Origin of the sequence: Maribacter spongiicola, assembly GCF_052119685.1 — a bacterium.
GTDB classification, from domain to species: domain Bacteria; phylum Bacteroidota; class Bacteroidia; order Flavobacteriales; family Flavobacteriaceae; genus Maribacter; species Maribacter spongiicola_A.
In genome coordinates, this window is sequence record NZ_JBGQOO010000010.1 from 52503 (window position 1) to 79055 (window position 26553).

22 protein-coding genes are annotated in these 26553 nt (G+C 34.5%); 9 read left to right on the top strand and 13 right to left on the bottom strand.

Features of this window, described 5'->3' with window-relative positions; genetic code table 11:
• Nucleotides 1–52: 52 nt before the first annotated feature.
• From ACEN2N_RS14190 to ACEN2N_RS14210, 5 genes are all read left to right on the top strand, one after another.
• Complete coding sequence (locus tag ACEN2N_RS14190; protein ID WP_441824943.1) at nt 53–1822, top strand: T9SS type B sorting domain-containing protein; 1770 nt, start codon at nt 53–55, stop codon at nt 1820–1822.
• A 4-nt stretch (nt 1823–1826) separates the two neighbouring features.
• Nucleotides 1827–3260: a T9SS type B sorting domain-containing protein gene (locus ACEN2N_RS14195; RefSeq protein WP_441824944.1), complete on the top strand. Its 1434-nt coding sequence runs from the start codon at nt 1827–1829 to the stop codon at nt 3258–3260.
• 19 nt (nt 3261–3279) lie between these two features.
• Entirely contained in the window at nt 3280–4746 is a 1467-nt protein-coding gene (locus ACEN2N_RS14200; protein ID WP_441824945.1) for a T9SS type B sorting domain-containing protein, read from the top strand.
• A gap of 59 nt (nt 4747–4805) precedes the next feature.
• Nucleotides 4806–6794, top strand: a complete 1989-nt coding sequence (gene uvrB, locus ACEN2N_RS14205) for an excinuclease ABC subunit UvrB (RefSeq protein ID WP_441824946.1) — start codon at nt 4806–4808, stop codon at nt 6792–6794.
• A 135-nt stretch (nt 6795–6929) separates the two neighbouring features.
• On the top strand, nt 6930–8456 hold the full coding sequence (locus tag ACEN2N_RS14210) for a M20/M25/M40 family metallo-hydrolase (RefSeq protein WP_441824947.1): 1527 nt from the start codon (nt 6930–6932) through the stop codon (nt 8454–8456).
• A gap of 73 nt (nt 8457–8529) precedes the next feature.
• Here the strand turns inward: ACEN2N_RS14210 and ACEN2N_RS14215 are convergent, their stop codons facing one another.
• Nucleotides 8530–8955, bottom strand: coding sequence for an Hsp20/alpha crystallin family protein (locus ACEN2N_RS14215; RefSeq protein WP_441824948.1), 426 nt, complete (start codon nt 8953–8955; stop codon nt 8530–8532).
• Nucleotides 8956–9160: 205 nt separating this feature from the next.
• On the opposite strand from ACEN2N_RS14215, the gene ACEN2N_RS14220 reads away from it, so the two are divergent.
• Nucleotides 9161–10429, top strand: a complete 1269-nt coding sequence (locus ACEN2N_RS14220; RefSeq protein ID WP_441824949.1) for a DUF2254 domain-containing protein — start codon at nt 9161–9163, stop codon at nt 10427–10429.
• On the opposite strand, the gene ACEN2N_RS14225 is transcribed toward ACEN2N_RS14220, so the two are convergent.
• Entirely contained in the window at nt 10426–10863 is a 438-nt protein-coding gene (locus ACEN2N_RS14225; protein ID WP_441824950.1) for a TerB family tellurite resistance protein, read from the bottom strand. The two genes, ACEN2N_RS14220 and ACEN2N_RS14225, sit on opposite strands and share 4 nt — an antisense overlap.
• Nucleotides 10864–11164: 301 nt before the next feature.
• Between ACEN2N_RS14225 and ACEN2N_RS14230 the strand changes: the two genes are divergently transcribed.
• Nucleotides 11165–11566, top strand: a complete 402-nt coding sequence (locus ACEN2N_RS14230) for a DUF1456 family protein (protein WP_441824951.1) — start codon at nt 11165–11167, stop codon at nt 11564–11566.
• Between the two features lie 48 nt (nt 11567–11614).
• Here the strand turns inward: ACEN2N_RS14230 and ACEN2N_RS14235 are convergent, their stop codons facing one another.
• The 4 genes from ACEN2N_RS14235 to ACEN2N_RS14250 form a co-directional block, all read right to left on the bottom strand.
• Nucleotides 11615–11950 carry a hypothetical protein gene (locus ACEN2N_RS14235; RefSeq protein ID WP_441824952.1) on the bottom strand — a complete coding sequence of 112 codons (336 nt, stop codon included), beginning with the start codon at nt 11948–11950 and terminating at the stop codon, nt 11615–11617.
• Nucleotides 11951–12314: 364 nt separating this feature from the next.
• Nucleotides 12315–12650: a hypothetical protein gene (locus ACEN2N_RS14240; RefSeq protein ID WP_441824953.1), complete on the bottom strand. Its 336-nt coding sequence runs from the start codon at nt 12648–12650 to the stop codon at nt 12315–12317.
• A 226-nt stretch (nt 12651–12876) separates the two neighbouring features.
• A complete protein-coding gene (gene sucC / locus ACEN2N_RS14245; protein ID WP_423998414.1) occupies nt 12877–14070 on the bottom strand; it encodes an ADP-forming succinate--CoA ligase subunit beta in 1194 nt (397 codons plus the stop codon).
• A gap of 151 nt (nt 14071–14221) precedes the next feature.
• Nucleotides 14222–14860 carry an LON peptidase substrate-binding domain-containing protein gene (locus ACEN2N_RS14250; protein ID WP_441824954.1) on the bottom strand — a complete coding sequence of 213 codons (639 nt, stop codon included), beginning with the start codon at nt 14858–14860 and terminating at the stop codon, nt 14222–14224.
• Nucleotides 14861–15011: 151 nt separating this feature from the next.
• On the opposite strand from ACEN2N_RS14250, the gene lysA reads away from it, so the two are divergent.
• A complete protein-coding gene (gene lysA, locus ACEN2N_RS14255; RefSeq protein WP_441824955.1) occupies nt 15012–16250 on the top strand; it encodes a diaminopimelate decarboxylase in 1239 nt (412 codons plus the stop codon).
• A 60-nt stretch (nt 16251–16310) separates the two neighbouring features.
• On the top strand, nt 16311–16847 hold the full coding sequence (locus tag ACEN2N_RS14260) for a thioredoxin family protein (RefSeq protein WP_441824956.1): 537 nt from the start codon (nt 16311–16313) through the stop codon (nt 16845–16847).
• A 62-nt stretch (nt 16848–16909) separates the two neighbouring features.
• On the opposite strand, the gene guaB is transcribed toward ACEN2N_RS14260, so the two are convergent.
• From guaB to ACEN2N_RS14295, 7 genes are all read right to left on the bottom strand, one after another.
• Nucleotides 16910–18382: an IMP dehydrogenase gene (guaB, locus tag ACEN2N_RS14265; protein ID WP_441824957.1), complete on the bottom strand. Its 1473-nt coding sequence runs from the start codon at nt 18380–18382 to the stop codon at nt 16910–16912.
• A 163-nt stretch (nt 18383–18545) separates the two neighbouring features.
• Nucleotides 18546–21020: a TonB-dependent receptor domain-containing protein gene (locus ACEN2N_RS14270; protein WP_441824958.1), complete on the bottom strand. Its 2475-nt coding sequence runs from the start codon at nt 21018–21020 to the stop codon at nt 18546–18548.
• Nucleotides 21001–22368: an HTTM domain-containing protein gene (locus ACEN2N_RS14275; RefSeq protein WP_441824959.1), complete on the bottom strand. Its 1368-nt coding sequence runs from the start codon at nt 22366–22368 to the stop codon at nt 21001–21003. Before ACEN2N_RS14275 ends, ACEN2N_RS14270 begins: the two co-directional genes overlap by 20 nt.
• On the bottom strand, nt 22368–23498 hold the full coding sequence (locus tag ACEN2N_RS14280; protein ID WP_441824960.1) for an imelysin family protein: 1131 nt from the start codon (nt 23496–23498) through the stop codon (nt 22368–22370). Before ACEN2N_RS14280 ends, ACEN2N_RS14275 begins: the two co-directional genes overlap by 1 nt.
• A gap of 86 nt (nt 23499–23584) precedes the next feature.
• Nucleotides 23585–24820, bottom strand: a complete 1236-nt coding sequence (locus ACEN2N_RS14285; RefSeq protein ID WP_441824961.1) for a DUF4856 domain-containing protein — start codon at nt 24818–24820, stop codon at nt 23585–23587.
• A gap of 143 nt (nt 24821–24963) precedes the next feature.
• Nucleotides 24964–25833, bottom strand: coding sequence for a hydroxymethylglutaryl-CoA lyase (locus tag ACEN2N_RS14290; protein WP_441824962.1), 870 nt, complete (start codon nt 25831–25833; stop codon nt 24964–24966).
• Nucleotides 25834–25886: 53 nt separating this feature from the next.
• Nucleotides 25887–26507, bottom strand: a complete 621-nt coding sequence (locus tag ACEN2N_RS14295) for a LysE family translocator (RefSeq protein ID WP_441824963.1) — start codon at nt 26505–26507, stop codon at nt 25887–25889.
• Nucleotides 26508–26553: the final 46 nt, after the last annotated feature.

Genomic DNA, 26553 nt, shown 5'->3' on the forward strand with positions numbered 1-26553 from the left:
TAAAAGTTTAGATTTTCATTTTGTAGTATATTGTAATGTTTACGAAAATGCTATGAAAAAGAAATGGGACATTAGAGTACCTAAAATATTGGCTGTGCCAATATTTTTCATGGCATTGCTATTCGGTATTTTCACATCGTCGGCACAAGAATGTCCCATTCTTTTAAATCCTGTAAATGGTACTACGTTGGTTCCAGTAGATGCGACTATTAGTTGGGAGCCAGTTACAGGTGTCCCAGGTTATATTATCTCATTAGGTACGACAGAAGGTGATAATGATATTATAAATGAGAGAAATGTTGGATCTGCCACAAGTTTTACACCTGCGACAGGGTTACCAGAGAGTACCGAAATATTTATCACCATTACCTTGTTCTTTTTTAATCAACCGAATATTATTTGTGATAGCCAACGGTTTACAACGGCAGCCTTAAGCGAAGTACCTAATTGTAGTACATCTATTAGTCCGGCAAACAACGCCTTTGATATAAATACAGCGACTAACATTTCATGGAATGCCGCACCTAGTGCAACAGGATATTTTATATCGATTGGTACCACACAAAATGGAGATGAAATTCTTGCACGTACCGACGTAGCAAATACGTTAAGCTATAACCCAATTACAGATTTACCTACCGAAACTGATATTTACGTTACAATTACACCTTATAATAGAATTGGTTCAGCAGCCAGTTGCAGCTCTTCGGTATTTACCACGGCTGCGGCTGCAGTATTACCTTTATGCACAAGTATGATTTCCCCTTTTAATGGAGAAACGAATGTGTCTTTGAGTCCGATGCTAGAATGGAACGCAGTACCTAACGCAACAGGTTACAGAGTGTCTATAGGCACATCACCTTTCGAAAAGAATATTTTGGAAGATGCTATTTTTTATAGGACCTCAACGCTGATCATCGATTTTGAACCTAACCGAACATTCTTTATATCGATTTATCCTTTTAACGAAGCAGGTGAAGCAATAGGTTGCACTCAAGAAACCTTTTCTACACTGGTTGGCTGCGGACCATATTTTGACCCGGTAAGTGGCCAACTAATAGTATTGAATCCTGATTTGACCTTCCCTGATACCGTTACTATTTGCTTAGAACAGGAACTCGATGTAATTACGGCAACTGATGAAGCTGATGGCTTTAGGTGGTACAAATTAGATGATAGAGGTAATGAAACATTATTATCAAGTAGTTCTGAAGTTAGGATAGATGAAGAAGGGCAATATATTTATGAGGCTTATGATATTATTGAGGAGTCAGATAGAACGTTTGAATGCGCCTCTTCAAAAAAATTTCAAGTATTTATTTCACAAACGCCAGAAATAGATGAGGTAATAGTACAATTAAGTGCAAACTCCCTCAATTATGAGATATCCACTACTGCAAATGGCAAATTTGAATATGCGCTAGATAACGAAGACGGACCATACCAAGACTCTAATCGTTTTACTAATATTTCGTTACAAAATCACATCGTGTATGTTCGTGATAAAGCAGGCTGCGGTACTGCAGAACGTTTGGTTGAATTAGATTTAGCTGTAAACGGCTTCCCAAATTTCTTTACCCCAAACGGTGATGGTATCAATGATTTTTGGCAGTATGTACCACTTGTTAACACAGGAGAAAATAATGTTTTGGTAATTTATATATTTGATAAATTCGGTACATTACTAGCTCAAGTAGCTCCAAATACAAATGGTTGGAGCGGAAATTTTAATGGGAAAGCGCTTCCCGAATCAAATTACTGGTTCAAAGCTATTGCAACAAATAATAAGATTATCAAAGGTCATTTTAGTTTAAAACGATAAACATATGAAAAATAAAAAGGTCTTGCTATTTATAAGTGCATGGATGTTTTTTTTTCTAACCACCAGCCAAGCACAGCAATGTCCGAATATGACCTCACCCTTAGACGGAGATATAAACGTACCTGTCGACAATTTAATTAGCTGGACCGAAGTTGATGGAATAATCGGTTATCTAGTATCTCTAGGCACTACGCCAGGAGGTGGTGAAATTATTAACAGGCGTTCTTCTGGTCAAAACAACTTTTACCAACCTGAAGTAGGCTTACCGGAAAATACTACAATTTATGTAACCATCAGCCTATTTTTACCTGATGCCCCTATAAAAGTTTGCCCATTAAAGGTGTTCACGACAACAAGTATAACTGAGCCACCTGAATGTACTAGCTTGGTAAGTCCTATAAATGGAGAGACAGAAGTTAGAGTAGATACCAATATTAAATGGAATTACTCACCTAGCGCAACCAATTATTTAATTTCAATTGGCACCTCATCTGGGAATTATGACATTGTTGAGAATTTTGAAACAGGTAATGTGTTGGCTTACAAAACCGATCAGAATTTAGAGATAGACCAACAAATATTTGTAATTATAATACCTGTCAACCAAAAGGGAGAAGCTACCGGCTGTCAAGAATATTCCTTCACAACCGGTGAGCCTACTGTAAAATGCAATCTAAACGATTTCCCGTTGATTTCTATTCCAGACAAAGTACCCCTTTGTACTAACTTGAATTTTGGAATTTTAAATAATAACGGAATTGCACGCGGTTTTCGCTGGATTAAAATTAATAATGATGACAACGATGAGATAGTTTCTACGAACAATACCTTTGAATTTGATGAAATAGGAAATTACCGTTTAGAACTTTACAACACCATTTCACAATTCGGAGCAAGTATTGAATGTCTTGTGACCAAAAATTTTGAAGTAGTTACATCCAATGCTCCTGAAATAGAAAATGTCATAGTTTCTAGGGAACCTGACGGACTTCGTATTGAAATTTTGACCAAAGGTACAGGAGAGTATGAATACTCATTAGATAACCAAGATTATGGCTATCAAGACTACCATATATTCAACAACGTAAAACCTGGGGAGCGAACTGTATACGTAAGAGATAAATTTGGTTGCGGCATAGCCGAACGTTTGGTAGAAAGAGAAATATCATTTAAAAATTTTCCAGCTTTTTTCTCACCAAATGGTGATGGAATAAATGACCATTGGCAAATAATAACTGATTCACAATCAAGTGAGTTAAATATTGAATTTATTTTTATTTTCGATAGATATGGGAATTTATTGAAGCAATTAAATCCAAAATCAATTGGCTGGAACGGAAATTTTAATGGCAGACAAGTACCTGAGTCTGAATATTGGTTCAAAGCAGTATCCTTTTCTCGAAAAGAAATAAAAGGTCATTTTAGTTTAATACGCTAGGATTAATAACTTATACAACATGAAAATGAAAAAAATGTCTTTCTTCTTGAGGTTATTATGCCTCTTTTTGACAAGTTCATTTTTTTATGGGCAAAATTGTACAGAATTTACTTTCCCGAACAATGGTGCAGATAATATTGAAGTAAACACTACACTAACTTGGACCGAGGTGTTAGGCTATAACGGCTATATACTCTCTATTGGTACCAATCCGCGAGGTACTGACATTTTAGATAGAAAACCCATTGGCACCAACCCTTTCTATACTCCGCCATTAGGTTTACCAGACGACACCATCATGTACGCAACATTAAGCTTAGTTCCGTATGATGGTCCGCCAATCAATTGTGACGAACTTGTTTTTACAACGGTAGAAGTTACCACACCCCCTACTTGCTCCATATTAATTACTCCAGATAATAATGCGGGTAGTGTAACTATTATCACAGATATTGAATGGGCATATGTACCGACAGCAACGGGCTATTATTTATCTATAGGCACTACACCAAATGGTAATGAAATCGTAAACAATCTTGATATTAAAAATGAATTGAGTTACAATCCGCCTGAAGATTTACCACAAAACTCAAATATTTATGTAAAAATAGAACCCTATAATAATATCGGCATTGCGACATCTTGTATAGAAGAAATATTCACTACTAGTTTTGCAGTATATGTTTGTGAACCCTATATTTCTGAAGCTACTGGCGAGTTAATATATAGAGCTCCAATAATTAATTTACCCAACATTGTAGGTATATGTAGTGACGAACTACCCTATACCATTTCATCGAACGATATTGCCGATGGTTTTCGATGGTTTTTAACAAATAGCGGTAGCGAAGAAACGTTGCTATCAGAAACACAAAGTGTAGCTATTTCTGCACCAGGTAAATATCGATTTGAAGCGTATAACAAAATCACTACTGATGCCGGAGATATTGAATGCATTAGTTCTAAACTTATAGACGTAGTAGCATCGGAGGAAGCTACTATTACGGCAATAAACATTACCAATACGGCAATGGGTAAAATAATAAATATTAATGCTACAGGTGGTGGTCAATATGAATATTCTTTAGATAATCGTGACGGCCCTTACCAAGATTCCCCCATATTTACTGAAATATTAAGTGGTGACCATATTGCTTTTGTAAGAGACAAAAATGGATGCGGCATCACCCAAAGAACCGTTGACAGAGATATTTCTCAGAAAGATTTCCCTTCCTTTTTCACTCCTAATGGAGATGGTATAAATGATCATTGGCAATATATACCTCCAATAGAAAATTTTGAATCTGTCATAGAAGTGATATATATATTCAATCAATTTGGAAGTTTGTTGAAACAAATCAACCCAAATAGTATGGGATGGGACGGCACTTTTAATAACAAGCAAATGCCCCAATCTGACTATTGGTATAAAGCTAGTTTTCTAAATCAGAAACCTATATTGGGTCACTTTTCACTAATTCGATAGACTTAATGATTATTCTTATTGCACTCTTTTAAATGGCACTTCTTTCGTAATTTTATAGCATGAAATTCAAAGTAGTATCAGACTTCAAACCCACTGGGGATCAACCAAATGCCATTAATGAACTGGTAAAAGGTATAAATGAGAATGAAAAATATCAGACATTATTAGGTGTAACCGGTTCTGGTAAAACCTTTACGGTAGCCAATGTAATCGAAGAAGTTCAAAAACCGACACTATTATTAGCGCACAACAAAACCTTGGCAGCCCAGTTATATTCGGAGTTCAAGCAATTTTTTCCTGATAATGCGGTGGAGTATTTCGTATCTTACTACGACTATTACCAGCCAGAGGCATTTATACCAACAAGTGGTGTTTACATTGAAAAAGATCTCTCTATTAATGAAGATATTGAGAAGTTACGTCTTAGTACTACCTCTTCACTACTTTCAGGTAGACGAGATGTCATCGTTATTGCTTCAGTTTCTTGCTTATATGGTATTGGTAACCCCGTTGAATTTCAGAAAAATGTCATCTCCATAAGAAAAGATCAAGTTATTGCCAGAACCAAACTAATGCATCTATTGGTGCAATCGCTCTATTCTAGAACTATGGCGGAGTTTAAGAACGGTAATTTTAGGGTAAAAGGTGATGTTGTAGATGTATTTCCTAGTTATGCCGACCATGCATATAGAATTCATTTTTTCGGCGATGAAATTGAAGAAATAGAAGCTTTTGACCCATTTAATAATAATATTATTGAAGTTTACGAGACACTTACTATTTACCCAGCAAATATGTTTGTGACCTCTAAAGACGTTTTACAGAATGCCATTCATAGCATACAAGATGATTTGGTTAAACAGATAGACTACTTTAAAGATATCGCGAAGCCACTTGAAGCAAAAAGATTAGAAGAGCGTACCAATTTTGATTTAGAAATGATACGCGAACTTGGGTATTGCTCAGGTATAGAAAACTACTCTAGATATTTAGATGGTCGCGAGCCAGGCACCAGACCTTTCTGTTTGCTAGATTATTTTCCCGATGACTATTTAATGATTATTGATGAAAGTCACGTTACCATACCCCAAGTACATGCTATGTATGGCGGTGACCGTTCTAGAAAAGTAAATTTGGTAGATTATGGTTTTCGATTACCTGCTGCAATGGACAATAGACCTCTAAAGTTTGAAGAGTTCGAAGCATTACAGAATCAGGTTTTATATGTAAGTGCCACACCCGCAGATTACGAATTGCAATTGAGTCAAGGTGTATATGTCGAGCAAGTAATTAGACCAACCGGACTGCTAGATCCCATAATTGAAGTAAGACCAAGTCTAAACCAAATTGATGATTTGGTAGAAGAAATTCAAATTCGTGTTGAAAAAGATGAGCGTACACTAGTCACCACTTTAACAAAAAGAATGGCAGAAGAGTTGGCTAAATATATGGACAGAATCAATATTCGATGCAGATATATTCATAGTGATGTTGACACTCTAGAACGTGTAGAAATTATGCAAGATTTGCGGAAGGGAATTTTTGATGTACTTATCGGAGTGAATTTATTACGTGAAGGATTGGACTTACCAGAGGTTTCTTTAGTGGTTATTTTAGATGCTGACAAGGAGGGATTTTTACGTAGTAATCGTTCGTTAACACAGACGGTCGGTAGAGCTGCAAGAAACCTAAATGGACGTGCAATTATGTACGCAGATAAGATCACTGCAAGCATGCAAAAAACCATCGACGAAACAAATTATAGAAGGCAAAAACAGATTCAATATAACACTGATAATAATATAACGCCGACTGCTTTAAATAAGAGTTTAGACAATGTACTCTCTAAGAATTCGGTCTCAACCTATCACTTCATAAAAGAGGAGTTAAGAGCTGCCGAGCCAGATATGGATTACCTTACCAAAGAGCAAATAGAGAAGCTCATAAAAGACAAAAGAAAGGCTATGGAAAAAGCAGCGAAAGAGTTAGATTTTATGCAAGCGGCGAAGTTAAGAGATGAAATAAAGTCGCTACAAGAACAAGAGTAAGATTAGTTTAATCAATTTATACTAAGACAAATGATATCTCTATTTTTACTTCAAATTAATTTACATTAAATACTGAATAATAAATAGTTAATCACAATTTTTAGACAAGACTAAATCTTTTAATTTCTATATAAAATGAAAAATTTTGCGAATTTATTGCTTATTTCAATATGCATAAGCAGTAGCTTAAACAGCTTTTCACAGAAGTTAAATAGCGATGACATTAGAGTAATGGTCGATGAAAATTTCATGACCGCTACTACGAATTTACATCATTTTTTAAGATTACCAAATGACGGTAATTTTCAAGAACAAATTGAAAATAACAAAGCGTGGTGCGACAGTATTTTTAAGAGTTTAAAATTTAAAACACAGACCATAATTACCGATGGCGCACCCCTACTCTTTGCCGAAAAAATATTTCATAAAAACAAAAAGAGCGTACTATTTTATTTACAAATTGATGGGCAACCTGTCGACCGTTCTGAGTGGTCTCAAAACGATCCTTTTGAACCCGTTTTTAAGACCCTAAAAAATGGAGAATGGACTACGGAAGAATTCGATTTTACTCAAAAAAATATACCCGATGATTTGAGAATTTTTGCCAGATCGGCATCCGATTCCAAAGGTCCGGCAATGTCATTAATTTCAGCATTGAAAATTTTACAGGAACAACAAATCACTCCCGAATACAACATTAAAGTAATCATGGATTTTCAAGAAGAACTTGGCTCACCAGATTTACCAAAAGCGGTTCTTAAAAATAAAAACTTATTGAAATCAGAAATGCTTTTGATTATGGACGGCACTAGACATCTTTCTAATTTACCGACATTGACATATGGCGCAAGAGGTATTACCACAGCAACAATTACCGTTTTTGGCTCGACCGATGCATTGCATAGCGGTCAATATGGAAATTATGCACCGAACCCCGTTTTTAAGGCAGCACAATTAATAAGTAGTTTCAAAGATGAAAAAGGCATAGTTCAAATTCCTGGGTTTTACGATGGTGTTCATTTATCTGAACGCGATAAAGAACTACTTAGTGCTATACCAGAAAATATGGATAGTCTAAATTCGAGACTAGGTATAGCCGCTTCTGAAAAAGTTGCCGACACGTATCAAGAGGCATTACAATTTCCTTCTTTCAACATTAGAGGTTTAAAAGCAGGATGGACAGGCAAGGAAGTCCGTACTCTAATTCCAGAAGATGTTGTTATAGAAATAGATATGCGATTAGTACCTGAAACGCCCGGGGAAAGACAAATAGAATTCCTACGGGCGCATATTAAAGAAGAGGGATTTTATATAGTCGACTCCACACCAACTAAAGAAGAAAGAGCAGTCTACCCTAAACTTGCGTCGCTTAATTACAGAATTGGGTCAAAACCATTTAGAACTGAAATGGATAGTTCAATTGGCGAATTTTTAAATTCGGCTTTGACTAAAGTTTTCGGTAATACTATTGTAAATATGAGAACTACCGGCGGATCTCAACCTATGGCCCCATTTATAGAAGCTTTAAATATACCTGCGGTATCTATTCGAATTCCTAACCCAGATAACAACATACATGCCCCTAACGAAAATCTAAGAATGGGTAACTATAGAGAGGGCATAATTTCATGTATTGCTGTTTTGACTGAAAAACTACCATAAAAAAAGTGCTTTGATTTCTCAAAGCACTTCACCAAACAACTTAAACCAACCTAAAAAACGTACTAACTAAAACTTACTTTAACTCAATCATTCTTTTTGGCTTTGGTAAAGCCTCTTCTTTTTTAGGAAGATTAAATTTTAAAATTCCGCCTTCATATGTAGCTTCTATTTTATCAGTTGCAACCGTATCTGGCATAGTAAATGCTCTTTTGAAAGAAGAGATACTAAACTCCTTACGAGTAAAATTTTCTTTTACCGCAATATTCTCCTCTTTAACTTCCGCTGAAATTGTGAGCACATCCTTATCAATTTCGATTTTAAAATCATCTTTTACCCTTCCTGGAACAAAAAGCTCTAATTCGAATTCTTTCTCATTATCCTTAATATTCACTGCTGGTATAGATGACCGTGAATTCTCAGTTCCACCAAACCAATCTGGTCTAAAAATCTCATTCATTAATGCTGGGAACAAAACATCGTTTCTCTTTGTTAAACTCATAATCGTATTTTTTAAATAAATTAATTTAATAGTCGATTTGAACAGAACAAATGCTATACCAACTGAATTAGAATGACAATATGGCGTATTTCATATTTGAAATAGCGACATATTGGCGCTTTTACATGTTAAGAGTCTGTAATTTTAGCATATAAGACAGTTATCTGTTCGCACATTCACTAATTTTATAGGCAGAATTATTTAAATGGATAGACTTACCAACTTCATAGACCAAATTAGAACTAGAATTGCCTTTTTTCCCACAATTATCTCTTTAGCAGGATTACTGTTGGCTTTTCTAATGATTTATCTAGAACAAAACAACATTTCAGCGTATCTGATTGATGTTGCTCCCGCTTTAGTAATAGATGATACCGATACAGCTAAAACAATTTTAAGTACGCTTATAGGTGGTTTAATCTCATTAACCGTATTTAGTTTCTCGATGGTGATGGTTCTTTTGAATCAAGCATCTAGCAACTTCTCACCAAGAGTATTACCAGGTATTATTTCAGACGAGAAACATCAAATTGTATTGGGGCTCTACATTGCCACCATCCTCTACAACATTTTTATTCTTATCTCTATAGAGCCCACAGAAAACTCATATCAAACTCCCGGCTTTTCTGTATTATTGGGCATTATATTAGTAGTGATATGTTTGGCGGCTTTTATATACTTCATCCACCATATTTCACAAGCGATACAAGTAGGCAATATTCTAACCGCTATTCATTCTAGAACAAAATCTGAAATACTCTCTATCGTCGAAAATCAAGAAAAGAATTCTTTCGAGTTCCCCAATTATGAGCATTGGGAAAAATATGAAATTGTTAAAACAGGTTATTTCTACGGAATACTTAATGATGACTTATTAGAATTATGCAAAGAAAATTCTATGAAAGTTATGATTCAATTACACAAAGGTCAGTTCATATTAGATAACACCATAGGGTTATTAACCGAAAAACCAATAGACACTAAATTGAAAAAAAAGGTGATGGATACCTTATTGTTCAGTCAAGAAGAACTTATTGGAGAAAACTATATTTATGGGTTTAGGCAAATTTCAGAGATTGGTGTAAAGGCGATGTCCCCAGGAATTAATGACCCAGGCACCGCATTAAATACTATTGACTACCTGACTTCACTTTTCATAGATTTAATGCGCAAAACAGACTATGAATATATAAATGACAAAAAGGGCACGAATTGGGTTCAAATAAAATGCGCCAAATTCTCAGAAGTGCTATTTAACGTTATGGCAGCCTATCGCCTTTATTGCAAACATGATATAACTGTAATGAGAAAACTAATGCATATGTTAAAGGCACTTAGCGAACATGTAATAAATTCTTCACAGTTAGAAATTATAGAGTCAGAAATAAATGAGTTAAAAGTAGATGCCAAAGGCCACATCGAGAATAAGAGAGACCTTAGTAAACTTGATGCCGATTTTATATCGTGGTCTTAGTTGTAATGAGCTTTAAATATAGAAATCAGCACCTCTGGCGGTACAACTTTATTAGGGTAAGTATGCATTATAGAAAGAACCTGCTGAATTGCACCTGGTGGCAAACCCATATTAAGACCGATGTCATATATTCTTTTGACCTCATGAATATCTTGCTCATTATCAACATTCATTAGCAAAATCAACCTGTGAAATTGCAACAACCTTTCTGATTCTGATTTTGGTATCACATGCTCTACATTTGAAGTAAACAGACTATCAAAAGTTTTTTTACTTACCTCTAATTGCTGGGCAACCGAAAAAAGAAAATCGTACTCTGATTCTTTCACCTCGTTATTTACTTTCGCAAACGAAATCATTTCTGATAAAATACTCAACTTTTCTTTAGTAGTAGGCATAATCTTACGTAACAAATTGATATTCAGCTGGTACATGCTTTTAACGTAAAAGTCAGCTGTTTTATTTCAGTTAAGCAGATTTAACTGCCCTTAAATTAACACTCATAATAAGAATTCATTTAGAAATATAGTTTCGACCAACATGTTTATCTTCATTTTGATTTTTATTGGCATAGCATGAAGCATCTATTTGTCAAAAATATTTATGTTATTATCGACAAAGTATATTCTATGAAGTATATAAAATACAATATACACCTAAGAACCACCTAATAATAAGGCATAGCAACCAACACGTCATATTTTTATAATAACTTGCACTCCTTAAATTCGTGGTATGACTAATAATGATATTTTTAAAAAACTAAGGGTAGCTTTAAAATTTAGAGATGATGAAATCGTGCAGATATTAGAGCTTGTAGATTTCAAAATTTCAAAAAGTGAATTAGGAGCTTTCTTTAGAAACGAGGATCATCCTAATTATATGGAATGTGGAGATCAGGTACTCCGTAATTTTTTAAACGGACTGGTTCTTCATCTTCGTGGAACAAAAGAAAATCCGAAAACACCTGGAGAAGTGCTTTTAGGAATGGCTGGCAACACCGATAAACCAGTACAAAAACCGACTCAAAAACCAGCTCAAAAAAATATCAGTAAAAGAGATTTTAAAACAAAGCAGATGAAAAAGGTAGATACTGCCATTAGTTCTGTCAAGTATAAAAACAAGAAAAAATCTTAATACACCGAGGTGTATTAAGATTTTTTTCAACGCTAACCTTTTAAAAGGTTACCCTTCGATACGTACAGGAATAGTGTATACTTTACCTTCCTCTACATTTGCTAAATTAACTTTTTGGTAGTTTAGTTTGGCTTTCACGAAACTTTCCATTTCATCAAATTCTGTATTCACAGACAATACAACGATCTCACCGTCTGCATTTAATGTAAAACGTACCTGTGCGGTTAAATCGTTATGTTCAATAGAAAAAGTATTATCCGATAGCATTTCTGATATCTGGTTAGAAAGATTTCTTGTTGGGTTTTCACCCTTTGTATCGTTTGCCAATACATTACCTGTTGCTAATAGCATTGCAGCTACGACTACTAAACTTAATTTTCTCATGACTTTTTGTTTTTTGCTTCAGTTTATAGTGAAGCGTGATTAAAATTGATTGATGATGAATTACTAAAAAGACGACTGAAAAATGACAATGTTACAATTTGAGCATATTTTAACATCTCTTTAATATAAATTCCTCAATTATTCTTGTCAAAATTAAAAATACGAAACATAGAAAAAACAGGTTTTTAAAGACTTAACCATTATTTCATTTCGGTAACCTTAAGTAGTCTTTCAATCCTTTTACCATTACAATAAATTAAACCTACAGATACTATAAATACACAACTAGAAAAAACTCGATACATTTAGCCAAAAAAAAAGAACGCTTACTTAGCGTTCTTTTTTTTGGTAAATAGTAATTCTACTAGTCTGCTATTTCAATTGGAATAACATAAACTACATCTGAATTGCCTGGTTCAAGATTTTTAAAATCGATACCGTTCTTTAAAAACTCTTTTAATTGATTATTGGTAGATTCAATTGATAATAACCTGTACATACCATCTTCTGCAACGGCAATTTTAATTTCAGCTTTAGCACCTCGTATTTGATCAGGTATTTCCTCATCAGCTAACATTTCATGAATTTGAGCAGTTATCCACTTTGTTCCTTTATCCTCATTCGACTCGGTATCATGAGCCGTAACAGTCCCAATCCCAAATGCTAACATTGCGATTAAAATAATTTTGACTTTTTTCATACTATATATTTTAAAGGTTTGAAATTATACGTACATATTGCGTATACTACAAAATAACGTATTAAAAATATTAATATGATAATTTTAACATCTATTTAATATTAAATTAATAAAATATGCAGCTTTTAGCTATATAAACTACATTTTCAATAATTACATTAATCTTAAAACAAAAAAAGACCATTCAATATGAATGGTCTTTATATAATATGATAAGCAAATTTGTTTAAGCTAATACAGCTTTTACTTTATCTGCAGCTTCTTGAAACTGTACGGCAGATTGCACTGCAAGTCCAGAGTTGTCAATAATCTCTTTTGCTAACTCAGCGTTAGTACCTTGTAATCTTACTATAATCGGCACTTTAATTGAGTCGCCCATATTCTTATAAGCATCAACAATACCTTGCGCTACACGATCACAACGAACGATACCACCAAAAATATTGATTAAAATAGCTTTAACATTTGGATCTTTTAAGATAATTCTAAAAGCCTCTTCTACTCTTTTAGCATCTGCAGTACCACCAACATCTAAGAAGTTAGCTGGCTCACCACCTGCCATTTTAATTAAATCCATAGTTGCCATTGCAAGACCTGCACCGTTAACCATACAACCAACGTTACCGTCAAGATCTACATAGTTAAGACCAACTTCTCTTGCTTCAACTTCAATAGCATTCTCTTCTCTAAGATCACGCATATCAGCATACTTCTTTCTACGGTATAGTGCATTATCATCGATAGAAACCTTAGCATCAACAGCCATGATCAAATCATCAGATGTTTTTAATACTGGGTTAATTTCGAACATATTAGAATCACTTTCTACATATGCTTTATATAATGACGCAACGAATTTTGTCATTTCTTTGAACGCAGTACCAGAAAGACCTAAGTTAAAAGCAATTTTTCTTGCTTGAAAACCTAATAAACCTGTAGCTGGGTCAATTTCTTCTGTAAAAATTAAGTGCGGAGTGCTTTCAGCAACCTCTTCAATGTCCATACCACCTTCTGTAGAATACATAATCATATTCTTACCAGTAGCTCTGTTCAATACAACAGACATATAGAATTCACTAGTTTCGCTTTCGCCTGGGTAATAAACATCTTCGGCAACCAATACTTGATGTACTTTTTTACCTTCCGCAGAAGTTTGCGGTGTAATTAAGTTCATACCAATGATCTGGTTTGCTATCTCTTCTACCTCTTTTAGGTTTTTGGCTAATTTAACTCCACCACCTTTACCACGACCACCTGCGTGTACTTGCGCTTTTATAACATGCCATCCAGTTCCGGTTTCAGCAGTTAATTGCTTTGCAGCCTCAACAGCCTCTTTTGCATTTTGGGCAACTATTCCTCTTTGGATGCGCACCCCAAAACTTGCTAATATCTCTTTTCCTTGATATTCGTGAAGGTTCATATATATGGTGAATTTAATTGTTAAGCAAAAATAGGAAACAGGAAGTAATAATCTAAAAATACTGGTGATTAATTAGAATAACTAGTATAATTAACCTGATAAAAACCCAAATCGCTTGTAATACGATTGAATTTTGTAGCTAAAAAACTCCCTAAATCTCCAAATCTTTAAAATCTAAAGGGTCAAAATTTTTGAAATGACCATTAAGTTCGATTGTTTTTTTGGTTCTGTTCACTTCAGAAAGTACCGTAATAGTAGCAGTTAAATGCAGACTTATAAAATTAAGTCGATCATTTTCTGAGGGTATCTGTAATAGTTGATATTCTTGCTCGAAAGACAATCCTATTTTGTGCGCTAGCGTAAAACTATTAAATTCTTTTACGTTGAGTTTGGTATATGGCACATCCATAATAGCATATAACTGCTCTATACCATTGATAATAGTTTGTTTTTTTTCTTCGGATGCTTCATAGTCATACTCCAACAACTTCACAATTCCTCCTGAATATAACTTATCATCCATGATATTGTCGAAAGCCAGTAATTTAAATACTTGCCTCGCAACACATACCACATCCATCTCGCCCGTTTCATACGTTGTCACCACTTCTACCAGCTGTACTTCTACCCCATATTCCATCTTATTATTTATAAAAACTGGTATACCAAAAGTAATCGCCTCATCTCTACAATCTTGTATCAATTGTTTGTAGCGATCTTCAAACACATGCAGCGGCACGGTCTCTCCTGGAAAGAAAATAGACTGTAATGGAAATAAAGGTAATTTCATAGGCTAAATTTACGAAGGACTTTATATAGCACCAAAATAAATACAATTTTCAAAAGTTACAAATATCACAATTTGTTATTTTAATCATTTTTATGTTATTATTTTTGTTCTTAATGAATTAGAAAAGTAACTTTGAGCAAAATTGTATAGTATGAGAAATGAGGATTTATTGCAAATCGCAAAAACCTATGGTGATCCGGTGTATGTTTACGACTCGGAAAAAATAGTTTCACAGTTCAATAGACTGACCAAAGCATTTGGTTCTGTAAAGAAATTGCAACTTAACTATGCAGCCAAGGCACTTTCTAATATTACTATTCTAAGATTAATGAATAGTTTAGGTAGTGGTTTAGATACCGTATCTATACAAGAAGTACAATTAGGATTATTAGCTGGTTTCAAACCAGAGTCAATCATATTTACCCCTAACGGAGTTTCTTTAGAAGAAATTGAACAAGCAGCAAAATTGGGTGTTCGTATAAATATTGACAACCTTTCTATTTTAGAGCAATTTGGTAGCAAGCATCCTAAAATTCCTGTTTGTATTCGTATCAATCCGCATGTAATGGCCGGTGGAAATTCTAATATTTCTGTAGGTCACATAGATTCTAAATTCGGAATCAGCATTCATCAAATTCCACATTTACTTCGTATTGTAGAGTTAACTAAAATGAATATCAACGGTATTCACATGCATACAGGTAGTGACATTTTAGATATCGACGTATTCTTATATGCTTCTGAAATTTTATTCGATACTGCACGTAATTTCAAAAATCTTGATTTTATAGATTTCGGTAGCGGCTTCAAAGTACCTTATAAAGATGGTGATATAGAAACTAATGTTGAAGAATTAGGCAAAAAACTAAGTACTCGTTTTAATGAGTTCTGTAAAGAATACGGTAAAGATTTGACATTGGCTTTTGAGCCTGGTAAATTTTTAGTGAGTGAGGCAGGTGTTTTTCTAGCAAAAGTAAATGTGGTTAAACAAACGACATCAACAGTATTTGCAAGTGTAGATTCTGGTTTCAACCATTTAATTAGACCAATGCTTTACGGCGCTACGCATAGCATAAGTAACATATCGAACTCAGCCGGTAGAGAGCGCTATTATTCTGTAGTAGGTTATATTTGTGAGACCGATACTTTTGCCAGTAATAAAAGAATAAATGAAATTACAGAAGGTGATATTCTTTGCTTTAAAAATGCAGGTGCGTATTGCTTTACCATGGCAAGTAACTATAACTCAAGATTTAGACCAGCAGAAGTTCTTTGGCATAAAGGGAAAGCAGTTCTTATACGCGAAAGAGAAACTTTTGAAGATTTAATTCGCAATCAAGTAGATATAAAAGATTTGTTCGCTGTTAAAGAAACAGCTAAAGTGAAATAAAGCACTTAAAAATACGTTAGTTTTGGTATAATAGTTGGATTAAACAATCAAATAAAACTCATGAAGACGTATTCTTTATCTTTTTCCAAATCATTTTTATTCTTAGCCGTACTCTTTGTTTCGGCTGCAAGTTATGCACAAGAGGTAAATTGGATTTCTTGGGACGAGGCTGCCGAATTAACGGCAACCGACGCAAACCCAAAAAAAGTCTTTATTGATGTATATACGGATTGGTGTGGATGGTGCAAGAAAATGGATAAGGACACTTTTCAAAATGCTGAAGTAGCTGCTTATATGGCAGAGAACTACTACATGGTTAAATTTGATGGCGAAGGTAAAGACCCTATCGAATATAAAGGAAAGACCTATAAGTTTGTTCCATCTGGCAGAAAAGGATATCATGAATTTGCAGCAGCCTTAATGCAAGGTCGCTTAAGTTACCCAACTACTATTTTCTTGGATGAAGAATTAAACATGCTTTCGCCAATACCTGGATATCAAAAACCAGAGCCATTTTTAGAAATAGCGCGTTATTTTGGTAGTGATATTTATAAAGAAAAAGATTGGAAAGCCTATACTGGTGAAGCTGGTAAATAATAAAAAATCAGATAAAAAAAAAGAGGTCTTAGAGACCTCTTTTTTTTATACTACTATATTTTCTATCTACTATAATTAGGACTCTCTTTGGTAATAGTAACATCATGTGGGTGACTTTCGTTAATACCACTAGCTGTAATTTTAACGAACCTACCTGTTTCTTGTAGTGTTGCAATATCTTTCGCTCCACAATATCCCATACCAGCTTTTAATCCTCCAATAAACTGGTGAATACTTTCGTATAGTTCCCCTTTGTAAGGTACACGACCAACAATACCTTCAGGAACTAATTTTTTAATATCATCTTCAACATCTTGAAAGTATCGATCTTTACTACCTTGTTTCATTGCTTCAACAGAACCCATACCTCGGTAAGATTTAAACTTTCTACCTTCATAGATAATCGTTTCTCCCGGAGATTCTTTTGTTCCTGCTAAAAGTGACCCTAACATTACTGTATCTGCACCTGCTGCAATCGCTTTAGGGATATCACCCGTATAACGAATTCCGCCATCTGCAATTACCGGAACACCTGAACCTTTTATAGCGGCCGCTACTTCTAATACCGCAGAGAACTGAGGAAAACCAACACCTGCAACAACTCTTGTAGTACAAATAGAACCAGGACCAATACCAACTTTAACAGCATCTGCACCTGCATCTACCAAATATTTTGCTGCCGCACCCGTAGCAATGTTACCAACGATAACATCTAGGTTCGGAAATTTCTTCTTTACTGCTTTTAACACCTCTACTACACCTTTGGTATGACCATGAGCTGTATCAATCACTACTGCATCTACGCCTGCATTAACCAATGCCTCTGCTCTTTCAACTGCATCGGCTGTAACACCTAAAGCTGCTGCAACACGAAGTCTACCGAACTGATCTTTATTGGCACTAGGCTTTTGGGTAAGTTTTGTAATATCTCGAAATGTGATCAAACCTACCAACTTATAGTTTTTATCTACGACAGGTAATTTTTCAATTTTATGTTCTTGTAATATATCTTCAGCCTCTGAAAGTGAAGTCCCTTCTGCAGCTGTTACCAAATTCTCTGAAGTCATTACCTCAGAAATTGGTCTTTCATTATTTTTCTCGAAACGTAAATCTCTATTAGTTACAATACCTAAAAGTTTACCGTTGGCATCTACGATCGGAATACCTCCAATACCGTACTCCTTCATACTAGCTTTAGCATCTTGTACTTTAGAGTAGAGCGGCAAAGTAACAGGATCTAAGATCATACCACTTTCAGCTCTTTTTACTTTTCTCACCTTCATTGCCTGTTGCTCAATAGACATATTTTTGTGCAACACACCAATACCACCTTCTTGAGCCATGGCAATTGCCATTCTAGATTCCGTAACCGTATCCATCGCTGCCGATATAATAGGTACATTTATAGTAATATTTCTTGTAAATTTTGTCTGAATACTGACTTCTCTTGGAAGAACTTCAGAATATGCAGGTACTAATAATACGTCGTCGTATGTTAGACCTTCTCCTAGAATTTTGTTTTGGTGGGCTTGCATAGCAATTAAGGATTTAATTGCGTGCAAATATAGTGAATATAGTTGGTTTATTAATTCTTCATGAAACCTTAGTAAAAGCTTCACATAAATTAAACATCGGTAGCTTAAAAACACCGATAACCGAAACACCATAAGTAACCACAAAAAAATTAAGATTAGTATTCTAAAGTTTAAATTGCAGTGTTGTGTAAAACGTTCTAGGTTCTGAAGGAATAATACCCGGCCCTGGATACCCAGTAGCTCTGCGTGTAAAATAACTGTTGTTAAGAACATTGTTTATACCTGCCTCAAGCTTCCAGTTCTTGTATGTATATGCTAATGAAAAATCAAGAATATCATAAGCTGGTATTTCCCCCTCAATACCTCTTTGGTTGTCATTTATATCTTGTGGAGCATTGGTAGCATCTGTATACTGTCTTGATAAATATGTATACTGTAAACTTCCCAGTAAGTTATTGTAACCAAAATTTAATCCTGTTTTTAAGTTAACGGCTGGTATAAACTCAACGTTATTACCTTCTACATTTGTCTCTTCTGAAGATAAATATTCAGATTCTGTAAGAGCCAGGTTTAAAAAGTAGTTCAATTTTAATTTATCATTTCCACTAAAAAAAGTTTCCTTGATACTCCAGTTGCCGAAACTTTCTAATCCGTACATAAAAGCGGTACCTATATTACCACGAAAGCGAATAATGCTACCTGTCTCAACTTCTACGCCAGCTGCATTTATCTGAGTTTCACTTTTAAGGATTTCTCCAAGTCTATTATCATACAACAGACCAAAAGCACTTACATCATAAGAAAAGACATTTTTATGCCTTCCTCGCAAACCAAAATCTGCAGTAAAACCATCTTCATCACTAATGTTCTCATCTACTTGAAATGAAGGATTTACAACTCTTATATCACTAAAAGTTACCGACCTGTAGTTTTGAGAAAAATTTCCGTAAAATTCTACACTTGAGTTTAGTTTATACGTAGCACCTAAACCAAGTAATAAAAATGTTCTATCAAAAGCCCTATTATCTTCTACATCCTCATTTAACAATGAGTTACCCGCCAAATCTAAAACGATGTTTTTGTAGCTGCCTATACTTTCTGTATTAATATGTTCTAGCCTAAAACCAGGTGTCAAAGTCAATTTAGAGTTTATATTGAAAATGTTCTCTCCAAAAAATGCAAGATTGGAGTTTGGAAAATTAAATTGAGACTGCCTTTCATAATTAGGAAATTCATCATCAGCGAAATTAAAATCGGCATTTGCAGCTGTTGTTCCAGGACCTTGTCTTTGATCATTATCTGTTCTATATATTTTAGACCCAACCAATAAAGCAGATTCGGTATCACCCAGTTTATATCTGGTAAGCAATCTTGCCTCTGCACCCCAGTTTTGAAAGTTATCTATGAGCAATTCTCTTGGCTCTTCTAAATCATCGGGCTGTGATACCCTATTTGTTCTAAACCCAAGTGCACTTCTTGATGCATCTAATCCAAAAACATTTAAACTAAAATCCATTTTTGACGAGAACTTGTGATCTAAACGTAAAGAGAATAATTTCCAGTCAACATCAAACCAATTTCTATCCCTATTACTAAAAGTTGGATCTTCAATAAATTGAGCATCAGTTAAACCACCAGGTTGTTGAGCTAAATAATTTAGAAACGTTGTCTCTAGTGTAACCTTAGTTTTATCTGAAAACTCATAACCCACGTGAGCAAAATAATTTCTGCTGTTGTAATCAGAATTTGGTCTAAAACCACTCCCCTCTTTATAATTGAAATAGGTATAGTAACTTACTTTACCAACAGTACCACTTAAGCTATTGAAACTAGTCTTAAGGTTATAAGACCCTACCGTTTGTCTACTAACCCATTCTATTTTCTTTGTTGTATTTGGTTGCTTAAATTTAAAATTTACCAAACCACCAAACTGAGTACCATATTGCAAAGAAGCAGCACCTCTAACTACTTGAATTTCTTCTAGCGCCTCAGCTGGAGGCGTATAGTAACTCTCTGGATACCCTAAAACATCTGCACTTATATCGTAACCGTTCTGCCTTGTATTAAAATTTGCCGTTCTATTAGGATCCAAACCTCTACCGCCAATATTAAGTTGCAACCCAGCATCACCATTATCATAAATATTTAGCCCCACTACTTGACTATATATTTGCCTAGGGTTATTGGCTGCCAAATTTCCTGTTATACCTTCTAATAATACCACTTCACTTTTTTTACCTGCATAAATTGCGGTACCATCTACTTTCTTTAATTGTTTTAAAGCGAAAACTTCTTCTCTTTTCTGCGTAAGTACCACTTCCGACAGGTTTTGAGTTTTTAATTGCTGCAAAACTATATTGAATGTCGTATTACCGTTTACAACAAGCTCTTGTTCTAAAATCTCGAATTCATAAGCAAATGCAACAAGTGTATAAGTGCCAGAACTTAAGTTATCTAGCACATAATCACCTTGAGAATTGGCAGTTTCTAAGCGCTCTAATTCTTTAATATACAGTTCTGCATCTGGTATTGGCTCGCCTTCTGTATCCAATACTTGCCCAGTAATACTAAATTGCCCAAAAACAGGGAACGACAGAAATACTAACAATAGCAAAAAACTAAATTCCTTTAATCTCATCTTTAAATGGTGTTATCCAATTCTTATGTAAAAAAGACTCTTCCTCTTTTGACAAATCAATGGTAGAATCTATATATTTTGTACTTAACCTCCCGTTCAAACTTACCTGGCAATCTACATATACTTGTACATTTTTATGCCCATCGTTTTCAAAATGATCTTTCAAAAAATGAGCATATTCCAATATAAAGTCTGGCTGAAAAGCCATTTGTTTTTCTTGAATAGGAGTTAAAAAATCTGAATTATTCACATAAAACCATCGACCCGTATCTCCATTTACTATTTTAAATTGCGCATATCCCGTTTTTTCCATTAACATAACACGCCATGAAAAACGATACCCCTCTTCTGTCCAAAACAACTCACCCGGATACAATACGTATCTAAATGGCAACAATAGCTGTAAACAAAAGAAAAGTGCTACTATTCCATATTTAATTTGGACTTTAAAAGTCGGTATTTGCTCGAAAATTTTCCCAGTATTGAAACTACTAGAATCTATCTTGAAAAGTTTGGAGATGAAGCCTATTAATTTTGAATGAATATTGGCGTCGAAAAATATCATGGCAGAGATGATCATTACAAAAGGAAAAACGCCGATTGGAAATAATACTCTGGTAAGTACATGAAATATTACCACCATTACGAATGCAAAAGTTCTCGTCTTTTTATTTAGGAGCAAAAAAGGAATAAAGAGATCAAACAAAGCACCTGACCAACTAAAAGCATAGTGCAACCACTCTTCGCCAAGAAAACTACCAATTAAGGGAGTATCAAACTTAGATGGCAACCATATTTTTAAAGGCATGGCTTTTAGCAACCAATCTGAATTTAATTTTGCCAAGCCGGCATAAAAATAGACTATCCCTAATAATAATTTTATGCTATTTATTGTCCAACTTGATATGTATTGAAAAGCTTTATTGGAGTTCCTATAGGCATCTAATGAGAAATAAGCATTTGCCGGTAAAAAAATCATCAAAAAACTTAACAGACTAATAAAATAGTAATGATTTAAATACGTGGTTTTATCCATAAGCTCTATATAGGTAAAGCTTAAAAAGAAAACTATAATAGCCAGTTTATACCTATAACCTAGAACTACCAAAATGGCAGAAATTGCACAAATGATAAAAATTAAATAAGTGAATTCGCCAATTGGTTTTACCCATTCAAATCCATAATAGGAGAAAAAGAACTTTGGTTGCAGATAAAATTTATCAATCCACCCATAAGCCCAAAATCTAACAATACTTAAAAGCATCATTAAACCAAATAAAATACGAAAGACCGCCAATGGGGCGGCCTCTACGGGAGCTTTTATATATGTATCTATTATCGATTTCATTAATCACCATCTGCATCAACAAAATCAATACTGATACTCATGGCAGAAACCATGTCTACCTTTAGCATTGGTACTGCTTTTTGTACTTCGTCGTATGCTAAAAACATAGCAGTTGGAGTATTATTATTTTCAATTTCTTCTCTAAAGGATGATAAATCTTGAACCATATCTCTAGCCGTATTGAATTGAGTATTAATAAGAGAAGATAAATCTTCGCCATCCTTTACTGTATTCAACGCATCTAAATAAGAATCAAGGCTTTCCCCCTCAGTTTCGGAATTAAAATGTTTACCGTTGAAAAAATCCTGAACAGCATTTAATCCTTCTAAAAATAATTCATTAGAAACAGTAGCGTCATAATACGCTTCAACATTTTGAGGTAAAGGAGCTCCAGAAAAAACACCTAAAGGAATTCCCATTTTACCTGCTCTTAAATACTTTTCATAATAAAAGATATAATCATTTACCATACGATCTACAGAGGCAGTAGATGTAGCACCATCTTTAGCTACAAAAGTATCTCTATACCCTTCTTCCCAGTCTGACAGAACAGTATCTGTTAACGATTTCATATCTAACAAAACATCTTCTGTAAACGTAAACAGTGTATCTTTTTCATCACCATTATAGAAAGCTAAAATCGCTGCATCATCCTCTCCTAAACCATTCAACAAATAATCTAGTGCCGGAAAGCCTTTAGAGCTTCTATTGGATGAAAGAGACAAATCATAAGTACCTGTGGAAATGTATTCATCTATATTATCGGTATTAGTAGGATAAACATTCATATTTAACTGAAACCCCACAGTTTCTGCCGGACCAATTTCATACAAGGCAACATTTTGATAAGATATATATGCATTTACCCAAGATGAACGTAATTCAACCAAGTTGACCTCACTTGCATCCTCTTTAAAAGTATTAAATGAACTTACCAATATTTCTAAGTCAGAAGAAAATGCTTCATAAGATGGTATAATAATATTATCGGCCCAATTTATAAGCATAGTACTTCGCTCAAAAGAAACTTCATCAATCGGGTCTACAACCTCAGTAACTTCAGTATCACTATCACTGGAACATGCCCAAACCAAGGTCAAAACAACCAAAAATCCAATAATCCTTTTCATCTCTTATTTTTATTTATTCTAATTAAATACAAAAATAAAAAAAGCTGTTCATACTTTTTAGCATGAATAGCTTTTTTTATACCCAATTATTCGGCAGCTTGTGCTACCGTAAAATCAAATCTTGCTGCTATATCTTCTGAAATAGAATCTAATGTTGTTGATTCTACATTCCATAGACCATTATCACCATCATCTAACAAATCTGTTAAGAATGCATCAACCTCAGCTTTTGTAAAATAAGTATCAGCAGAGTTTGGTTTTCTAGTAAATTGTAAACTATAGATAAAACCGTATGCCTCTGAAAGTGCATGGAACGCTCCACCAATATTAGGAGCTTCCCCTTCTAATTTTGTTTTACCATTTTGCAAGTAATAAACCGCTCTAATAGCAATTACTTTAGAAATATTAGCCTTGATTATTTCTGCTTGTAAATCTCTAATATCATAATCTTTAGCAACAATTGCTGCACGACCTAATTTAAAGGCGTCAAATATATCATCTGCAATACCTTCAAAATCTAAATCTCCATTGGCACGTTCTATATATTCGTTCAAGAAACTATCTGCCCCCAAATCGGCATTAGGGTTTGCTTGATCGTTATTTAAACCATAGGCATAACCATAAGCTTCATCCCATTTGTGCTCCATCGTAGTATAGTCCTTACCTTCTTCTACTACATCTGAATCATTATTAGCAACATTGTCTGCCTCATCCAATACAGCAGTACTTAGGTAGTTGTTCAACATCTGATCTGTCATTAAGCCACCTATTAATGATTTTGCGAACATTTGATTATATTCCAAACCATTGGCATTTACATAACGTGTACTTTCACCATCAGCTAATTGCCCTGCAGTACCAGCTTTAGCGGCAACTTCCCAATTAGGATAAACGTCTGTAACCTGAGCACTAATAAATCCATCAAGATCACCACGAATTATAGCTTGATCTGTTGCATTTGTAGAAAAATAATCTGCAGATGCTGCAACCTTACTTCGAAGACTTTTATCTGACTCATTTAATGCCGCTTCTTGAAAATCGATATCTCCTTCTACATGAGCGAACATTCCACTTAAATCCTCAAGCGTATTTGTTGGTATGTTGAAATTTGACAAAAGCTCTTGCCCCATTTTTATTCTTGTGGTTTGCCCATCAAAACTAACCGTGGAAACTCCGTTTCTAGTAAATACGTAAGAATCCGGCACTTCAAATTCAACAAAACAATTTTCACATGGTGAAAGCTCTAAACTATCATCATCAGAACTACATGAGATAAAGGTTAAACCTGCAATGGCAGTAAAAGCCAAAAAATATTTATTCATCTTATTATCCGTTTTATTTAGACTTGATTTAAATAATCATGCAAACGTATAACATGTTTCAATACAAAACAAGACTATCTATATTAAATCTAAATAAACTTAACGAAAACTTATCTTCTATTAAAAATGTAAAAAGAAAAGTATTAATGATATTTTGAAAACAGCTCAGTAGCCTTGTTGTAAGAAGCTTCAAAAGTCATCCAGTTAACACCTGAATCAACTTTCTCTGCAGTGAAATAGGATAGCATTTTCTCGGTAGGCATATTACCCGTTAAATCATCTTTAGCCATTGGGCAACCACCAAAACCCTGTATAGCGCCATCAAAACGTCTACAACCAGATTCGTAAGCCGCGGCAACTTTTTCGTGCCACTTAGTTGGTGTCGTATGCAAATGTGCTCCGAATTCGATATTAGGATATTTAGGAATAAGATTCGAGAACAAGTATGAAATCGTTTCAGGGTCAGAAGAGCCTACAGTATCTGAAAGTGATAATATTTTAGCGCCCATTTTTGCAAGTTTCTCTGTCCACTCCCCAACAATTTCAACATTCCAAGGATCACCATAAGGGTTACCAAATCCCATCGAAATATAAGTCACTACCTCTTTGTTTGCGGCATCGGCTAAATTGAATATTTCTTGTAAAGTCTCTACAGATTGTGCAATTGTTTTATGCGTATTACGCATTTGAAAGTTCTCTGAAATAGAAAAAGGGAAACCTAGATAATCAACTTCAGGGTGCGAAACTGCATCTTCTGCACCACGAACATTAGCAACAATAGAAAGCAGCTTTGTATTCGTTTTTGATAAGTCTAATTTTGCCAAAACCTCAGCGGTATCTACCATTTGCGGTATTGCTTTTGGTGAAACAAAGCTTCCGAAATCTAGCGTATCAAAACCACACCCCAACAACGATTGTATATATCTCACCTTTTCATCAGTAGGTATAAATTGCTTAATGCCTTGCATAGCATCTCGTGGGCATTCTACTAATTTGATCTTTGAATTAGACATTTCGTAAAAATACAAACTCTAAATAAGTATCTCCTATTAATAATTTAAATAAACTAACCGAAAAATAAATAAACAGCAATGCCGATGAAGACAATAATTTGTAACCATTTTAATATAAAGCCTGTTCGTTTTTTAGTTATTAAAAATTTTGAAATCTGACCAGATAAAATGGCAATACCACTAAATACAACCGATGAAACTAAAATAAAAAGAAAACCAAGCGCATAAAATTGGAGTACAGTACTTAAAGAGTCTGAAAATAGAAATCCGGGAAAAAAGGCAAGAAAGAATATCGTCACCTTTGGGTTGAATACATTCATTATAAACCCTTGTTTATATAATGCCCATAGACTTTTTTTATTCTTTGACTCTCCTTCTATTGCTATAGCATCGCCTCCTCTATAAACCATTATTGCGAGATACAATAAATACGCAGCACCAAATACTTTAATAGCCGTAAATATGGTTGGGTTATTTTTTATAACCGCAGAAACACCAAATGCTAAAAGAGTAGTATGCACCAAACAACCAGACATTAAACCTGCGACAACAGCCAATCCTTGTTTTTTACCATTACTTATACTCTGTATAAGAACAAAAATATTATCAGGACCTGGTGACAGAGACAAAACAAAGGTTGCTACAGAAAAGGCTAATAAAATATCGTAATTCAATTTTAAGGGTTTTAGTTCTACATGAAATGTACGAATAACCTATAAT

Excerpts from the sequence above, each read along its gene's own strand:
- ACEN2N_RS14195 (WP_441824944.1), top strand. The coding sequence starts at position 1,827 with ATGAAAAATAAAAAGGTCTTGCTATTTATAAGTGCATGGATGTTTTTT.
- ACEN2N_RS14235 (WP_441824952.1), bottom strand. The coding sequence starts at position 11,950 with ATGAGAAAATTAAGTTTAGTAGTCGTAGCTGCAATGCTATTAGCAACA.
- lysA (WP_441824955.1), top strand. The coding sequence starts at position 15,012 with ATGAGAAATGAGGATTTATTGCAAATCGCAAAAACCTATGGTGATCCG.
- ACEN2N_RS14220 (WP_441824949.1), top strand. The coding sequence starts at position 9,161 with ATGGATAGACTTACCAACTTCATAGACCAAATTAGAACTAGAATTGCC.
- ACEN2N_RS14260 (WP_441824956.1), top strand. The coding sequence starts at position 16,311 with ATGAAGACGTATTCTTTATCTTTTTCCAAATCATTTTTATTCTTAGCC.
- ACEN2N_RS14210 (WP_441824947.1), top strand. The coding sequence starts at position 6,930 with ATGAAAAATTTTGCGAATTTATTGCTTATTTCAATATGCATAAGCAGT.
- ACEN2N_RS14275 (WP_441824959.1), bottom strand. The coding sequence starts at position 22,368 with ATGAAATCGATAATAGATACATATATAAAAGCTCCCGTAGAGGCCGCC.
- sucC (WP_423998414.1), bottom strand. The coding sequence starts at position 14,070 with ATGAACCTTCACGAATATCAAGGAAAAGAGATATTAGCAAGTTTTGGG.
- guaB (WP_441824957.1), bottom strand. The coding sequence starts at position 18,382 with ATGCAAGCCCACCAAAACAAAATTCTAGGAGAAGGTCTAACATACGAC.
- ACEN2N_RS14285 (WP_441824961.1), bottom strand. The coding sequence starts at position 24,820 with ATGAATAAATATTTTTTGGCTTTTACTGCCATTGCAGGTTTAACCTTT.
- ACEN2N_RS14190 (WP_441824943.1), top strand. The coding sequence starts at position 53 with ATGAAAAAGAAATGGGACATTAGAGTACCTAAAATATTGGCTGTGCCA.
- ACEN2N_RS14250 (WP_441824954.1), bottom strand. The coding sequence starts at position 14,860 with ATGAAATTACCTTTATTTCCATTACAGTCTATTTTCTTTCCAGGAGAG.
- ACEN2N_RS14215 (WP_441824948.1), bottom strand. The coding sequence starts at position 8,955 with ATGAGTTTAACAAAGAGAAACGATGTTTTGTTCCCAGCATTAATGAAT.
- ACEN2N_RS14225 (WP_441824950.1), bottom strand. The coding sequence starts at position 10,863 with ATGTACCAGCTGAATATCAATTTGTTACGTAAGATTATGCCTACTACT.
- ACEN2N_RS14240 (WP_441824953.1), bottom strand. The coding sequence starts at position 12,650 with ATGAAAAAAGTCAAAATTATTTTAATCGCAATGTTAGCATTTGGGATT.
- ACEN2N_RS14290 (WP_441824962.1), bottom strand. The coding sequence starts at position 25,833 with ATGTCTAATTCAAAGATCAAATTAGTAGAATGCCCACGAGATGCTATG.
- ACEN2N_RS14230 (WP_441824951.1), top strand. The coding sequence starts at position 11,165 with ATGACTAATAATGATATTTTTAAAAAACTAAGGGTAGCTTTAAAATTT.
- ACEN2N_RS14280 (WP_441824960.1), bottom strand. The coding sequence starts at position 23,498 with ATGAAAAGGATTATTGGATTTTTGGTTGTTTTGACCTTGGTTTGGGCA.
- ACEN2N_RS14270 (WP_441824958.1), bottom strand. The coding sequence starts at position 21,020 with ATGAGATTAAAGGAATTTAGTTTTTTGCTATTGTTAGTATTTCTGTCG.
- ACEN2N_RS14200 (WP_441824945.1), top strand. The coding sequence starts at position 3,280 with ATGAAAATGAAAAAAATGTCTTTCTTCTTGAGGTTATTATGCCTCTTT.
- uvrB (WP_441824946.1), top strand. The coding sequence starts at position 4,806 with ATGAAATTCAAAGTAGTATCAGACTTCAAACCCACTGGGGATCAACCA.